At 62.6% G+C, this 15497-nt stretch carries 11 protein-coding genes; 5 read left to right on the top strand and 6 right to left on the bottom strand.

What is annotated here, in order from left to right; all coding sequences use genetic code 11:
• Nucleotides 1–14: 14 nt before the first annotated feature.
• Nucleotides 15–1007: a Bug family tripartite tricarboxylate transporter substrate binding protein gene (locus tag ACK8CP_RS06950; protein WP_414833774.1), complete on the bottom strand. Its 993-nt coding sequence runs from the start codon at nucleotides 1005–1007 to the stop codon at nucleotides 15–17.
• A 215-nt stretch (nucleotides 1008–1222) separates the two neighbouring features.
• Between ACK8CP_RS06950 and ACK8CP_RS06945 the strand changes: the two genes are divergently transcribed.
• Genes ACK8CP_RS06945 through prpB form a run of 3 tightly spaced genes read left to right on the top strand, consistent with a single transcriptional unit; the run spans nucleotide 1223 to nucleotide 4034 of the window.
• Nucleotides 1223–1900 carry a GntR family transcriptional regulator gene (locus ACK8CP_RS06945; protein ID WP_234627766.1) on the top strand — a complete coding sequence of 226 codons (678 nt, stop codon included), beginning with the start codon at nucleotides 1223–1225 and terminating at the stop codon, nucleotides 1898–1900.
• On the top strand, nucleotides 1897–3051 hold the full coding sequence (locus ACK8CP_RS06940) for a PrpF domain-containing protein (RefSeq protein ID WP_414833773.1): 1155 nt from the start codon (nucleotides 1897–1899) through the stop codon (nucleotides 3049–3051). The genes ACK8CP_RS06945 and ACK8CP_RS06940 overlap by 4 nt, the downstream gene beginning before the upstream one ends.
• A gap of 53 nt (nucleotides 3052–3104) precedes the next feature.
• Nucleotides 3105–4034, top strand: a complete 930-nt coding sequence (gene prpB, locus ACK8CP_RS06935) for a methylisocitrate lyase (RefSeq protein ID WP_414833772.1) — start codon at nucleotides 3105–3107, stop codon at nucleotides 4032–4034.
• A 48-nt stretch (nucleotides 4035–4082) separates the two neighbouring features.
• Here prpB and ACK8CP_RS06930 read toward each other — a convergent pair whose 3' ends face one another.
• From ACK8CP_RS06930 to ACK8CP_RS06910, 5 genes are read right to left on the bottom strand one after another with little or no spacing between them, the layout of a single operon-like run.
• Nucleotides 4083–6038 (bottom strand): MacB family efflux pump subunit, encoded by a 1956-nt coding sequence (locus ACK8CP_RS06930; RefSeq protein WP_414833771.1) that lies wholly within the window; start codon nucleotides 6036–6038, stop codon nucleotides 4083–4085.
• 3 nt (nucleotides 6039–6041) lie between these two features.
• Entirely contained in the window at nucleotides 6042–7265 is a 1224-nt protein-coding gene (locus ACK8CP_RS06925; RefSeq protein WP_414833770.1) for an efflux RND transporter periplasmic adaptor subunit, read from the bottom strand.
• A 21-nt stretch (nucleotides 7266–7286) separates the two neighbouring features.
• Nucleotides 7287–8789 carry an efflux transporter outer membrane subunit gene (locus ACK8CP_RS06920; RefSeq protein WP_414834203.1) on the bottom strand — a complete coding sequence of 501 codons (1503 nt, stop codon included), beginning with the start codon at nucleotides 8787–8789 and terminating at the stop codon, nucleotides 7287–7289.
• A gap of 36 nt (nucleotides 8790–8825) precedes the next feature.
• Nucleotides 8826–11975 carry an efflux RND transporter permease subunit gene (locus ACK8CP_RS06915; RefSeq protein WP_414833769.1) on the bottom strand — a complete coding sequence of 1050 codons (3150 nt, stop codon included), beginning with the start codon at nucleotides 11973–11975 and terminating at the stop codon, nucleotides 8826–8828.
• Nucleotides 11976–11984: 9 nt separating this feature from the next.
• Nucleotides 11985–13211: an efflux RND transporter periplasmic adaptor subunit gene (locus tag ACK8CP_RS06910; RefSeq protein ID WP_414833768.1), complete on the bottom strand. Its 1227-nt coding sequence runs from the start codon at nucleotides 13209–13211 to the stop codon at nucleotides 11985–11987.
• A 448-nt stretch (nucleotides 13212–13659) separates the two neighbouring features.
• Here ACK8CP_RS06910 and ACK8CP_RS06905 point away from each other — a divergent pair, with 448 nt between their 5' ends.
• Nucleotides 13660–14250: a TetR/AcrR family transcriptional regulator gene (locus ACK8CP_RS06905; RefSeq protein ID WP_414833767.1), complete on the top strand. Its 591-nt coding sequence runs from the start codon at nucleotides 13660–13662 to the stop codon at nucleotides 14248–14250.
• 22 nt (nucleotides 14251–14272) lie between these two features.
• Entirely contained in the window at nucleotides 14273–15481 is a 1209-nt protein-coding gene (locus ACK8CP_RS06900) for an acyl-CoA dehydrogenase (protein WP_414833766.1), read from the top strand.
• Nucleotides 15482–15497 lie beyond the last annotated feature (16 nt).

The raw sequence follows: 15497 nt of genomic DNA, 5'->3' as shown, positions 1-15497 counted from the left end.
CTCTCCAGGCGGGTTCAGCCCGCGACGTCGTTAAAACGCTTCAAGATCTCGAAGTTGGACTTGATGATCTCGGTGGTTTTTTCCGGCCCGAGCCATTCGGCGCCGATGCCCTGCTTCTTGAGGCTTTCGACGAATTCCGGGTCGTCAAGAGCCGCCTTGTAGGCGTCCGTGATGCGCTGGAAGCGCTCCGGATATTTCTCCTTGAAGGTCGCATGGGCCGCGAGGCCGCGCATCGAGCCGACGAGAGGCGGCACGGTCACGCCCTCGTCCGAGAGAGCCTCGTTCAGGGTCGGGGCATCCCAATCCGGCAGGCGCTTCTCGGAGGCGACGGCGAGGGGGCGGATATATTCCGCAATCGACAGCGACCCGTCGGCGCCGAGCACTGTCATGTCGACCTGCCCGCCGGCTGCGGCGGTGCGGGCTGCTGACCCCGATTCGTAGGTAACGATGTTCACGTCATCCTCCGAAAGGCCGTAGCCTTCGAGCATCAGGAGCGCGTTGATGTAGCCCGTGGAGCCGGGAACGACGCTGATCGAATGCTTGCCCGGCTGTTCCTTGATGGCGGCGGCGAACTCGTCGAGCGTCTTGTAAGGAAGATCCTTGTTAAGCGCGAAGAGATCGATATCCGTCCACTGGCCGTTGATGAAGGCGAAGTCGTCGAGCGTGTAATCGGCGTCTTTCTGCAGGATGGCGTTGCTGATGTAGGGGTGGATCGATGTCGCCAGGAAGAAGCTGCCATCGTCCGGCATGTTGAGGAAGTAGGTGTGGCCCACATGGCCGCCGCCACCCTTCTGGTTGACCACCCGGATCGGCACGCCGAGTTCATCCTGCATCTTCTGCGCCAGCATGCGTGCGGTGCGGTCGGCCGAGCCGCCCGGTCCGAGCGCCACCACGAAGGTGATCTGCTGGTTCGGCCAGTCGTCCTGCGCCTGTGCCGAGATCGATGTTCCGAGCAAGGTCATGCCGGCGACGAGGCCGGCCAATGCGGAGCGTCTGGTGAGTTTCATAATCGTCCTCCCGCTTTTGTTGTCTTCGCGGAATTTGCACCGCCGGGCGAGAATGTCAACAATGTGAAAGAGGTGACGGCACTGGTTCGGGCAATAGGGGACGCTTGTCAGAGGCGGACTATTCTTCTAAGTGAGGCAAAACAGGGGGTTGTGGCCCTAAATTGAATCTGTCTCGTCATTGAGCAGAAAACGCCGCTAGTGTTGGGGGAGGAATATTGTCGACAATTGCAGTCAGGCACGGCGATTCCTCTGCCGCCATTCTGGAGCGTCTGCGGGCCGATATCCTGGCCGGACGCCTGGTTCCTGGAGAGCGCCTCGGCGAAGTTGCTCTGGCGCGACGCTTCGAGGTGAGCCGCGGGCCGGTCCGCGAGGCGCTGCGGCTTCTGGCAGATGCCGGGCTCGTCAGTTTCACGCCCAATGTCGGCGCGCGCGTGCGCGAGCTGTCCCTGGCTGACGCCCGTGTTCTCTATGAGCTGCGCGAAGCGCTGGAGGCTGAAGCCGCGAGGCTTGCGGCACTCAGGGCGACGCCGGAAGAGGCGCAGGATCTCGGTGCGCTCTTGAAGCAGCACGCAGGCGAGATCGCCGCCCATCCCGTGGGCGCTTACTTTCAAAGCGGTGGCGATGCGGATTTTCACATCGTCATCGCCAGGCTTTCAGGAAACCCGCTCATCCTGCGGCTTCTCGATTCGGAGCTTTATCCGCAGCTCTCCCTTCTCCGCCGCCGCCATGGCCGCGTGCAGGGTCGGGGCCGCGAGGCGCTGATCGAACACGAGCGCATCCAGGAAGCGATCGCAGCTGGCGACGGCGAACTCGCCGGACTTTTGATGCGCCGGCATATCCGCGCGAGCTGGACCTCGCTTGCCGGCGAACTCTCTCAAGAGGAGGAACGATGACCCAGCAGCGCATTCCGGCTGTTTTCATGCGCGGCGGCACCTCGAAGGCGATCATGTTGAAGGAGCAGGATCTGCCTGAGGACCGCGCTCTGTGGCCGGCGCTTTTTCGCAAGATGCTCGGCAGTCCCGATCCGAACGGGAGGCAGCTCGATGGCCTCGGTGGTGGCATTTCTTCCCTGAGCAAGATTTGCGTCATCGGCCCTTCGTCGCGCACCGATGCGGATGTCGACTACACCTTCGCCCAGGTTTCGGTGAAAACCGACGCGGTCGATTTCAGCGGCAATTGCGGCAATATGAGTTCGGCCGTCGGCCCTTTTGCCGCCGACGAGAAGATAGTTGCTGCGCCGCGCGACGGCGAGGCCACGGTCCGCATCCACAACACCAACACGGGCAAGATCATCCGCTCCGTCTTCCGGATGGCAGGCGGCGAGGCTTCCGTCGAGGGCGATGCGGTTTTGCCCGGCGTGGCCGGGAGCGGGGCGCCGGTGCGTCTGGAATTCCTGCATCCTGCCGGGACGCGCGGCGACGGCCTTCTGCCGGCGGGCGAGGCGCTCACCCGGCTTACGAAGCGTGATGGCAGTGTGGTCGAGGCGAGCCTCATCGATGCCGCGATCCCGACCTGCTTCCTTCCGGCGTCAGCGCTTGGTGTCGATCCGACGATCATGCCGGATGCCCTCGATGCGGCGGGAGACGTGCTTGAGGAGATCGAGCATCTCCGGCGGCAGGCATCCGTTGCCATGGGCATCGCTTCGAGCGTGGACGAGGCGGCAAAGATCATCGCCATTCCGAAGATCGGCTTCGTCGCTGCTCCGTCCTCGTTCTCTGACCTGTCCGGTTCTGCTCTCGCGCCCGACGACTTCGACATCCTCGTGCGCATGATTTCGGCGGCTCAGCCGCACCGTGCCGTTCCCATCACGTGCTCGCTCGCTCTGGCGAGCGCGGCCGCGGTCGAGGGAAGTGTCGTGCGCGCGCTGCTCAAGCCGGAGACAGATTTGAGCCGGCTTCGGCTCGGCACGCCGAGCGGCGTCGTGACAGTCGGCGTGAAGGCGAACGGCGAGAACGCCGGCGTCCCGGTGATCGAAGCCGCACATGTTCTTCGGACCCAGCGCCGCCTCATGGAAGGCGCGGTCTGCATCCCCAACCCATCGTGAATTCCCCAAAGTGGAAAACAATCCCCAAAGTGGAAAACAATCAAGGAGTGCCCATGACCGAGACACCGAACAGACCCGTGTGGTTGGAAGAGCCGCTTCCGCGCGATCTTGGCGCCGCGCTTGCCGAAAAATGGACCTCCGGCGAATTCCTGCAGATCGCGGGTGCCCACGATCCGATGGCCGCGCTTGTGGCGCGCAAGGCAGGGTTTGAGGCGTTGTATCTTTCCGGGGCGGCGCTCACGGCGTCTCTCGGCCTGCCGGATCTCGGTCTCCTCACCATGGAAGAGCTCGTCGGACGGGCGCGGGCGATCATCCGCGTGACGAGGCTTCCTCTGGTCGTCGACGGCGACACGGGCTTTGGAGAGGCTTTGAACGCCATGCGCCTCATTCGCGAACTCGAGGATGTGGGTGTGGCGGCCGTGCAGCTCGAAGACCAGGTGATGCCGAAGAAATGCGGCCATCTGAACGGCAAGCAGCTCGTTTCCGCCGAAGACATGGCCCAGAAGGTCGCCGCAGCCGCCCGCGCGCGGCGCGATCTCAAGATAATTGCCCGCACCGACGCGGCGGCAAGCGAGGGCGTCGAGGCCGCGATCGAGCGCGCGCGCCTCTATATCGAGGCCGGGGCCGATGCGATTTTCCCCGAGGCGCTCGAAGGCGAAGAGCAGTTCCGCCAGTTCGCCTCGGCCATCAAGGTGCCGCTTCTTGCCAATATGACGGAGTTTGGCCGCACGCCGCAGACTTCGGCCGCAGAGTTTGCCGAGATGGGCTATGCGATGGCGATCTGGCCGGTTTCGAGCCTGCGCATCTGCGCGCATGCCATGGAAAAGTTCTTCACCGAGCTGAAGACCACGGGCACCGCGGCCGGCACCGTCAAGGACATGCAGAGCCGCGCCGAGCTCTACGACATCATCAATTATTTCGGTTACGAATCCTTGGACAAGAAGGTCCTGCGGACGGTCCTCGACCCGGCCTTTGCGGCGTAATCGGATCTTGCTCTGGATTGTCGCCGGCCCGGCTTGCCGTGGCCGGCGTCAATCCCGGGCGAGTGCGGCGACCGGATCGAGCCTGGAGGCATTGCGTGCCGGCAGATAGCCGAAGACGATGCCGATGAGGCTTGAACAGAGGAAGGCCGCGACGATCGAGACGGGCGAGTAGATGAGCTTGAAGCTCGATCCGAGCGCATCGAAAAGGGCGCCGAAGCCGAGCGCCAAAGCGATGCCAAGCACGCCGCCGATCAGGCAGACGAGCACGCCCTCGATCAGGAATTGCTGCAGGATGTCGCTCTGGCGGGCCCCGACCGCCATGCGCACGCCGATCTCGTTGATGCGCTCAGACACCGAAACGAGCATGATGTTCATGACGCCGATCCCGCCCACGATCAGCGAAATGAGGGCGATGGAGGCGATCAGGACGGTCAAGGTTTCCGTCGTCGCCGTGATCGTCTGACGGATGTCGTCCGTATTCAGAATAAAGAAGTCTTTTGTTCCGTGACGCCGGGTGAGGAGCTCCGTCACGGCCTCTTCGGCGGCGTCGGTGGAGGTGTCGTCGGCGACGCGTACGGTGATGCTTCTGAGTGACTGGTCGCCCAGGAAACGCGCCTGCACCGTCGTGTAGGGCAGATAGAGGTTGAGGTTGCTGCTGGAGCCGAAGCCGCTTTGCTGGGCGCCTGCGACCCCGACGATGCGACAGGGCACCTTGCCGACCAGGATGACCTGGCCGACCGGGCTGCCGTCGAAATCAGCGAACAGAGATTGCCGGGTATTGTCGTCGATGACGACGTCTTTCTCCAACCGCCTCACGCTCTCCTGATTGAAGAAGCTGCCGGCGGCGAGCGTCGTGCCCCGGGCCTCGAAATACTGCGCCCCGACACCGTTGACGAGCGCACTCGCTTCGATCGAGCCGAAACGCACGTTGGCGCTCGTGGAGACCGTGGGCGTGACGGCTGCCACATAGGGCTGGCCGGCGAGGGCGTCCCCATCGGAGACGACCAGCGTCGTAATCTTGCCCGAGCGCACGTCGCCGAAATCCTTGCCGGGAAAGACCTCCAGCGTGTTCGTGCCGAGGCTTGAGATTTGCGACAGAACCTGCTGCCGCGATCCTTCGCCGAGCGCCACCACACAGACGACGGACGCGATGCCGATGATGATGCCGAGCATCGTCAGAAACGTTCTGAGCTTGTGCGCGCGCATGGCAAGCAGCGCCATCCGAAAGGCTTCGCCGAAACGGTCGATCGCGGCGCGCACACGCCCGCGCCGCCGCTCCTCTGCAATCTCTCCGGCAATCTTTTGCCCGTCTGCCTTGGCGCTGCGGGTGTCGGAAATGATCTCGCCATCGCTGATTTCGATGATCCGCTCGGCGCGTGCCGCGACGTTCATGTCGTGCGTCACCAGAATGACGGTCTTGCCCTCTCGGTTGAGCTCTTCGAGGATCTTCAGGACTTCTTCGCCGGAATGCTTGTCCAGGGCCCCGGTCGGCTCGTCGGCGAGGATCACCTGCGCGCCGTTCATCAGCGCACGGGCGATGGAGACGCGTTGCTGCTGACCTCCGGAGAGCTGACCGGGCCGGTGCTCCAGTCGGTCGGCCATGCCAAGCCGTGCCAGAAGCTCTTCGGCCCGCTCTTCGCGCTCCGCCGGTGGCTGGCCGGCATAGATCGCCGGGATTTCGACGTTGCCGAGGGCCGTCAGTTCCGAAAGCAGATGATAGCGCTGGAAGATGAAGCCGAAATGCTCGCGCCGAAGCGCTGCCAGCTGATCGGGTTCGAGTGCCGACGTCTCCTGGCCGGAAATCCTGTAACTTCCCGCTGTCGCACGGTCGAGACAGCCGAGAATGTTCATCAGCGTCGACTTTCCGGAGCCGGAGGCGCCGACGATCGCAACCATTTCTCCGGCATCGATCTGGAGGTCGATATCCTTGAGAACCGCGATCGTGTCCTCGCCGGCGGGAAACTCCCGCCGAAGCTTTTCCAGCGTGATGAGAGGTGTGGCCAACGCCTAGAGTCCCATCGGTCCCCGCGGCCCGCGGCGCCGGCCGTTCGCGGCGTCGCTCGTCGCGCCCGGCTGACCCATGACGACGCGGTCGCCTTCGGAGAGGCCGGAGACCACCTCCGCCCGGATCTTGTCGTTGAGGCCGATTTTCACCTTGCGTTCGGCGACGTTGCCGTCCGCCCCCAGCACATGGACCGAGTATGTGCCGTCGGCACCTTTGTTGCCGAGTGCCGCCGACGGCAAGGTCAGGACATCATGAGCCTGGCCGAGAACGATGTGGACTTCCGCCGTCATATAGGTGCGCAACTCGCGATCCTGGTTCGGCACCTCGAAGATGCCGTTGTAATAGATCGCGCTCTCCGAGGCGGAGCTCGAGCTCGAGGAGGACGAGGCCACCATGCTGTCGCTGGTGATCGATTCCGGCGCCGGCTCGATGAACGAGAGGGTCGATTCGTAGCGACGGTCGGGATTTCCCAGTACCGTGAAATAGACGGGCTGGCCGGGTTTGACGTCCACGACATCGACTTCGGAGATTTCCGCACGCACGGTCATCGTGTCGAGCTGTCCGAGAATGACGATCGTCGGGGCCGACTGGATGGCATTCACCGTCTGCCCCTCCTGCGTCACCACCCAAAGCACCGTTCCGTCCATCGGAGCGGTAATTTTGGTGTAGCCGAGGTCGACCTTCGCCGTTTCGACGGCGACCTCTGCCTCGGCGATCTGCGCGTCGAGCGCGGAGATCTGCGCTTTGGTCACTTTGACGGTCGCTTCCGCCTCTTCGTAATCGGCACGCGAAACCGCGTTCTGGTTGATCATGCGCGTCTGCCGCGCGAGAGCCTGCTCGGCCTGAACGAGCGTCGCCTGCTTCTCCTCCTTTTGGGCGCGAACGTTGGCAAGCGACGCCTCTGCGGTGCGCAGGTCGTTCTCCTGCGTTTCGGAATCGATCTCCGCGATGAGATCGCCTTCCTTGACGCTATCGCCAACGCTGACGTCGAGCGATGTGACGCGGCCTGAAACCTGCGCACCCACGGCGACCAGTTTCGCCGGCTTCAGAATGCCTGTGGCAAGGACCGTCTTCTCGATATCGCCGCGTGTGACCGGCGACGTCATGATCTCGGGCGGCTCTTCGGTGAAATAATTGTCCTTCACCCAATAGCCCGCTCCACCGATCAGGAGGAGGGCGACAAGGACCCAGATGAGCTTGGAGCGCTTGCGCTTGCGGGCCGCCATCACGTTGCCGATCTTTGTGCCCTAATGTTGCACGAAGACGACCGGCCGGGTCTTCGGCCGATCGACGATCTCCGGCTCGTCGATCCGCACTCGTCCGTCCCAGCCACCGCCCAGCGCCTTTTGCAGCGCGATGTAATCCTGTGTGATCTCCACGCGGCTTGCGATCAACGAATCCTCCGCGGAATAAAGCGAGCGTTCGGCGTCGAGCACGTCGAGGAAGCTCGACGAGCCGCTCTGATACAGGGTTCGGGCAAGGTCCGCTGCCTGCCGGTAGGCCTGTGTGGATGTGGCAAGCTTGCCGTAGCGGATGCGCTCCTGGGACAGCCCGACGATGGCGTTCTCCACTTCCTCTAGCGCGTTGAGCACGGACGATTTGTAGGCGATGAAATATTCATCGCGCTGAGCTCTTGCGACATCTGCCGCAGCGGCGAGCTGGCCGCCATGGAAAAGCGGAACACTGAGGCTCGGACCGAACGACCAGGCGATCGAAGAATGGTCTGCAAGGTCGCCGATTTGTGCGCCCGATGTAGCGATGTTTCCGAGGAGGCTGACGCTCGGGAAACGATTGGCCTCCGCCGCCCCGACTCGCGCCGTGTACTGAGCAAGCTGCCGCTCCGCCATGCGCACATCGGGGCGGGTGTTCAGGATCTCAGCGGGAATGCCTGTGGGGATTGGCAGCTTCGGCCGCGGAATCGGTTTGCTCTTCTTGAGCTTGCTCTCGAGCGCGCTCGGTGCCTGGCCCGTCAACACGCCGAGCCGGTGCAGCGCTTCGGCGTAGGACGTGCGCAGCGAAGGAATCGTCGCCTCCGTGTTGGCCGCTTGACCCGTGGCGTTCGCCACGTCGAGCGAGGATGCCGCGCCCGCCTCGAATTTGTTGCGGGTGATGTCCGCGGTCTCGCGCTGCGAGGATGCGGTCCGCTGGGCAAGCGCGATGCGTGCCTGATAGCCCCGCAGATTGACGTAGTTCGACGCGACATCGCCGATCAACGTCAAAAGCGTGTTGCGCAGATCTTCCTCTGCGGCATCGACGCCGTAGCGGGCGGCCTCGGCCGTGCGGCGATTCCCGCCGAAAAGATCGAGCTCCCAGGTCGCGTCGAAGCCGGCCTGATAGTTCCATGCCGTGTTCGAGCCGCCCGTACCTGCACCGTTGCTCTTCGAACGCTGGCTGGAGCCGGATCCGTCGGTGGAAGGGAGGAGCGCGCCTGTGCTCTGCCGGTAGCTCGCCCGCGCCTCGCGGATCCGCGCTTTCGCCGAGGCAACGTCGAGATTGCCCGCGACCGCTTCCTCGATGAGAGAATCGAGCAAGGGATCGTTGAGGCGGCTCCACCAATGCGCGAGTTCAGGCGGACGGGTCGGTTGCGTGACGCCGTTGTTGCTCCAGCTGGCGGGAAGCGCCATCAGAGGCTTCTGATAGTCTGGCCCGACCATGCAGCCGGCGAGCCAGGGCAGGGTCAGAAGCATGGCCGCGGTGGTGCGTCTGCCTCGACGATGCGAAGCCCGTTTCGCGATGGGGTGAACGATCATCTTTGTCATGCCTGGCGATCGGTCTTTCTTGTCCGCCTAAGCCTGTGAAGCTGGGGCGGGGATGGTGTCGGCTGCGGAAGCCTGCGAATTGCGTCGCTTGGAGAACAGACGACGCACCGCAACGAATAGGAGAGGCGCGAAGAACACGCCGAGGGTCGTGGAGGCGATCATGCCGCCCATGACGCCGATGCCGACGGCATTCTGGCTGCCGGACCCGGCGCCATCGGCAATGGCGAGCGGCAAGACGCCGAGAATGAAAGCGAGCGACGTCATCAGGATGGGCCGCAATCTTTGCCGGCATGCTTCGAGTGTCGCTTCCACCAGGTCTTTGCCTTGTTTCTGCCAGTCCAGCGCGAATTCGACGATCAGAATGGCGTTCTTCGCCGCGAGACCGATGGTCGTCAGCAGACCGACCTTGAAATAGACGTCATTGGATTGGCCGAAATAAAGCGACGCGACGAGCGCTCCCAGAATGCCGATCGGCACGGTCAGGATCACGGCGATCGGGATCGTCCAGCTCTCGTAAAGCGCAGCAAGCGCCAGGAACACGACAAGGACCGAGATCGCATAAAGGGACGCCGCCTGATCGCCGGCGATGCGCTCCTGATACGACAAGCCGGTCCATTCGTGTCCGAAGCCGGCTGGCAGCTCGGAAATCAGCTCTTCGACCTTCTCCATCGCCTGGCCGGAGCTGTAGCCCGCACCCGCCGAGCCCTGGATTTCCATGGCCGGCAGCCCGTTGAAACGTTCAAGGCGCGGTGAGCCATAGGTCCATGTGCCGGTGGCAAACGCCGAGAACGGAACCATCTTGGCGTCCGAATTGCGCACATACCATTGCTCGATGTCCTCCGGCTGCATGCGGAAGTGCGAATCTCCCTGTACATAGACGGGTTTCACGCGGCCCTTGTTGATGAAGTCGTTGACGTATTTGCTGCCCCAGGAGACCGAGAGGGTGCTGTCGATGTCGGAGAGGGCAAGAGAATAGGCGCTCGCTTTCTCCTGATCGATGTCGATGTGGTATTGGGACGTGTCTTCCTGGCCATTGGGGCGGGTGCCGCTCAGGACCGGGCTTTGTGCCGCCAACCCGAGCAGCTGGTTGCGCGCCCCTTTGAGGGCGTCGTGGCCGGCGTTGTTGAGGTCCTGCAGATAGAAATCAAATCCGCCCGTTGCGCCGAAGCCCGGCAGGGCAGGCGGGTTGAGCACGAAGACGCGACCGTCCTTGATTCCCGATAGCGCACCCATAGCTCGTCCGGCGATCGCCTGCGCGCTCGCAGCTTCGCTCGTACGTTTCTCGAAATCGCTGAGCCGAATAAAGGCGAGACCGACATTCTGGCCTTGGCCGCCGAAGCCGAACCCGACCTCCGTCATCACTCCGGCGACGTTGTCCGTCTCATCGTCGAGGAAGTAATCCTGCACCTGACGCATCACGCGCCACGTTCGCTCCTGGGTCGCGCCGGCAGGAAGCTGCACGCTGGCGATCAGGATGCCCTGGTCCTCGTCTGGCAGGAAGGAGCTCGGCAGCTTTGTGAAGAGATATCCGGTTGCCCCCGCGATGACGAGGAAGACGACCAGGAAGCGAAGCGAACGCTTGATGATACCGCTGACGCCTGAGCGGTACCCGTTGGTCACGCGCTCGAAAGAGCGGTTGAAGAGGCCGAAGACGCCTTTCTGCTTGTGTCCTTCCTTCACGGGCTTGAGCAGCGTTGCGCACAAGGCCGGGGTCAGGATGAGCGCGACGGCGACCGAGAGGATCATCGCGGTGACGATGGTCACGGAAAACTGGCGATAGATGATGCCGACCGAGCCGGAGAAGAACGCCATCGGCACGAAGACGGCGGAAAGCACCGTGGCGATGCCGATCAGCGCGCCCTGGATCTCGCCCATCGACCTGATCGTCGCCTCCTTGGGCGGCAAGCCTTCTTCGTCCATCACACGCTCGACATTCTCCACCACCACGATGGCGTCGTCGACGAGAAGGCCGATGGCCAGCACCATGGCGAACATGGTGAGGGTGTTGATGGAATAGCCGGCGAAGGACAGCATGGCGAAAGTGCCGAGCAGAACGACCGGCACGGCGATCGTCGGAATGAGCGTCGCGCGGATGTTCTGCAGGAAGACGAACATGACGATGAAGACGAGGACGATGGCCTCAAACAGCGTCTTCACCACCTCTTCGATGGAGAGTTCGACGAACGGGGTCGTGTCGTAAGGATAGACGATCTCGACACCCCGCGGCAGCGTGCCGGCATTCGCGTCGAGCACATCGCGAACCTCTGCCGCCGTGGAGATGGCGTTCGCACCGGTGGCGAGATAGATCGCGAGACCGGCGGCGGGTTTGCCGTTGTAGCGTGAGCTCGTGTCGTAGCTCTCCGAGCCGATTTCGACCCGCGCCACGTCGTTGAGCCGCACGATCGAGCCGCCGGTGGCGCTCTTCAGGATGATGTTCTCGAATTGCTCGACCGTCTGAAGGCGGCTCTTGGCGGTGAGGGTGACGTTGAGCGCCTGTCCCTGGACCTGCGGTTCGGCGCCGAGCTGGCCGGCGGACACCTGCGTGTTCTGGGCCTCGATTGCCGTCGTCACGTCGCTCGGCATCAACGAGTATTTTTGCAGCTTGGCAGGGTCGAGCCAGACGCGCATGGCGTAGCCCGAGCCGAAAAGGCGGGTCGAGCCGACGCCGCCGAGGCGGCTCAACGGGTCGTTCAGTGTCGATTGAACGTAATCGGCGAGGTCCGTGGTCGTTTGCGAGCCGTCGGTCGATACGAATCCGACGACCATCAGGAAACTCTGGGTCGACTTGGTGACCGTCACGCCATTGTTGACGACGGCCTGGGGCAGTTGCGATTCCACAAGCTGCAGCTTGTTCTGCACCTGCATCTGCGCGACGTCGGGATTCGCCTGATTGGTGAAGGTGAGCTGGATGGAGGCGGAGCCGGTCGATGTCGACGACGACGTCATGTAGTCGAGATAATCGATGCCGGTCATGCCCTGCTCGATGACTTTGGTCACCGAATTCTCGACCGTCTCCGCGTCGGCACCGGGATAGTTGGCTCGGATCTGCACCGTCGTCGGTGAGATCTGCGGATATTGCGAGATGGGCAGGGTCGTCAGGGCAAGGAGACCGCCCAGCATGACGACGAGCGCGATGACTGCGGCGAAAACCGGCCGTTCGATAAAGAAGCGCGACATGGGTGTGGGTCAGCCCTTCTGAGCGCGGTCGTTCGAGAGGGCGGCTTTTTCGGGGGGCGTCTCCGAAAGAGCCTGAACTTCGCCGGTCTCCTCGTCGAGGGTGACTTCGGTGGCGCGCACGCTGTCACCGTCTTTGACGGATTGCGCGCCTTCCACGATGAGCCGGTCGCCGTCCGACACACCGCCGTCCACGAGCCAATTGCTGCCGATGCTGCGCTGCACGCTCAACACGCGCTGGTCCACCTTTCCGTCGGCATCGACGAAAAACGCCACCGCATCGCCATCCGGGTTGTGGGTGACGGCGCGCTGCGGGACGAGAAAGCTCCCCTCCGCGACGCCTTCTTGGAGGATGCCGCGCACATACATACCCGGCAGAAGCAGTCGATCGGGATTGGGAAAGACGGCGCGCACCGTGAACGTCCCCGTCGTCTCGTCGATCACCGATTCCATGAACTCGAGCGCCCCATCCTGAGCGTAGGTGCTGCCGTCGTCGAGCTTCAGCCTGACCGCGACGTTCTCGCCCGAAGTCTGGATGCGCCCTTCGTCGACAGCGCGCCTCAATCTCAGGAGGTTCGTGCTCGATTGCGTGACATCGATGTTGATCGGGTCGAGAGTGCGGATCGTCGTCAGAGCCGTTTCTTGATCTGCGGTGACGAGCGCACCGACGGTGACGGCCGAGGCGCTGATACGACCCGAGATCGGTGCCTTCACCTTGGTATGATCGAGGTTGATGCGGGCCGATTCGAGATCGGCCTTGGCTGACGCGACATCGGCCTGCGCTTGCAGGAGGTCCGATCGAGCATCGTCGACATCCTGCTTCGACACGGCGTTCTGCGCCACGAGCCCTTCATAGCGTTCCACCTTGGCCTTGGCGCTTGGGACCTTCGCTTCGGCTTTCTGGAGAGCTGCAGCCGCCACGTCGTAGGCTGCCTGGTAAGAGGCGCTGTCGATCTCATAGAGAACGTCGCCTTCTTTGACCTCGCTGCCTTCTTCGAAGGCGCGCGCGCGGATGATGCCGCCAACCTGGGGTCGCACCTCCGCCACCAGGGAGGCTGCCACGCGACCAGGAAGTTCGGCCGTGATGGTGGTCGATCCCGGATGGAGAGCAATGACGCTCACCTGCGGAGAATTGCTCTGCGCCGGCGCTGTCTTTTGTTCCTCAGATGGATTGCAGGCGCTGAGGAGCAACGTCGCGGCAAAGGTCCCCACAATGACGTTCGGACAGAGTGGGCGCAATCTGTCGTAGAGTTTGCCTATGCGGCTGGTCCGGGGGGAGGTAGGGAGGATGGAAATGGCCGTCGGGCGCCGAGTTTCGGGGGCGCCCGTCGCCGCAAAGCGAAGAAAGATTTCCTTGCGATGACCACCTGACGATGGGCTGCAGAAAATCATTCGCGCATTTCGCCGTTTACGTGAGGCGTTATTTCCGCGATAACCATATTTGGGAAAAGGACTGTCTTGAGCCATGTTGAGACCGGGGGGCGCTACAGCATAAGGATTGGGAGGGAGCAGCTGTGCCCGTTAATATAAAACGCGATCGTACCTATAAATGTCCCTGGCGCTCTGTCAAGCCGCTCAGGTGACCGATATGCATTCCGTAGCCTCTTCAAAAGACGAAGAAACCTTAAATCTCGGCAAGGCTGAGGGGGGCTCTGAGGCTCCTCGGGGACGTGGCCGTCCCAAAGTCATGTCGGATGAAGCCCAAAGCGCGATCATCCTTCAGAAGGCACGCGAGCTGTTCCAGGAGAGCGGCTATGCGCGCACGACGATGGATGAGGTGGCGGCGCGGTGCCGGATTTCGAAGCGCACGCTTTACCGGCTTTTCCCCAGCAAGACGGAGCTTTTCGCCGCCATCATCGACGCCCATCGTGAGACCATGCTGGCACTCCCGGGCGATTACGAGGAGATGTCGCTGCAGAACGCTCTGGAAGCCATTTTCCGCATCGACATTTCAGAAGAAGCCGATCGTGAGCGCATCGCTCTTTTGCGTTTCGTGATGGTGGAATCGCGGCATTATCCCGAATTGCACGATTTGGCGCGCCAGCGCGGCGGCGAGAGATCGCGAGCTCTCTTGGGCGAATGGTTTGACAAGCAGCGTCAACTCGGGCGTATCGAGGTCGACGATGCAATGAGTGCTGGGAAGATTTTGATGGACATGATCTTCGGTGCCATTGTTTTCAAAACGCCGGGAGACCTCGAATTGGGCGGTGGCGATGACCGTAAGAGCTATCTGCGCCGCTGTATTCGGATATTTTTGAACGGAGTGCGTCCCCGGTAGGGGCGACGGTGGCGAGCAGGTCATGGATCAACACGTTAAGAAGACCGATTCACACTCCGCCTTTGATTGGGCGGATCCTTTTTTCCTCGAAGATCAGCTGAGCGAAGAAGAACGGCTGATCCGGGATACGGCGCACGATTATGCGCAGGAGAAGCTCGCTCCGCGGATTCTCGAAGCTTACGCCAAGGAAAGAACCGAACCGGAAATCTTTGCGGAAATGGGCGAACTCGGCCTTCTCGGGATCACCATCCCCGAAGAATATGGCTGCGCGCATGCCTCCTATGTCGCCTACGGCCTTGTGGCGCGTGAAGTCGAGCGCGTCGATTCGGGCTATCGCTCCATGATGAGCGTCCAATCCTCGCTCGTCATGCATCCGATCTACGCCTACGGCGACGAAGCGCAGCGGCAGAAATATCTGCCGAAGCTCGCAAGCGGCGAATGGATCGGCTGCTTTGGTCTGACCGAACCCGATGCCGGCTCCGATCCCGCCGGAATGAAGACGCGGGCGGAAAAGGTGAGCGACGGCTATCGTCTCACCGGCTCCAAGACGTGGATCTCGAATGCTCCGCTCGCCGACGTCTTCGTGGTGTGGGCGAAATCGGCCGAGCATGACGGTGCGATCTGCGGTTTCATTCTCGAGAAGGGCATGCCGGGTCTTTCCGCGCCGAAAATCGGCGGCAAGCTGTCCCTGCGTGCATCGATCACCGGCGAGATCGTCATGGATGGCGTCGTGGTGCCGGAAGAGAATCTCTTGCCCAATGTCTCGGGGCTGAAAGGCCCGTTCGGTTGCCTCAATCGCGCGCGCTATGGAATCGCCTGGGGCGTCATGGGGGCCGCCGAGGATTGCTGGTTCCGCGCAAGAAGTTACGCGCTCGAGCGGAATCAGTTTGGCAGGCCGCTCGCCGCCACTCAGCTGGTTCAGAAGAAACTGGCCGACATGCAGACGGAGATCGCTTTGGGTCTCCAGGCGGCTTTGCGCGTCGGTCGTCTCTTCGACGATGGCAAGATGGCGCCTGAGATGATCTCGCTCATCAAGCGCAACAATTGCGGCAAGGCGCTCGATATCGCCCGTGTCGCTCGCGACATGCATGGCGGCAACGGGATCCAGGAAGAATACCACGTCATGCGCCACGCGCAGAACCTCGAGACCGTCAACACCTATGAGGGCACGCACGACATCCACGCGCTGATCCTCGGCCGTGCCCAGACGGGTATTCAGGCCTTCTTTTGATCTGAGGCTCGGGGTC

The sequence above is a fragment of the Afifella sp. YEN Y35 genome, from assembly GCF_047553465.1.
In the GTDB taxonomy this organism is placed as follows: Bacteria; Pseudomonadota; Alphaproteobacteria; order Rhizobiales; family Afifellaceae; genus Afifella; species Afifella aestuarii.
The sequence above is the reverse complement of the archived record's forward strand: the minus strand, read 5'-3'. Positions and strand labels throughout refer to the sequence as shown.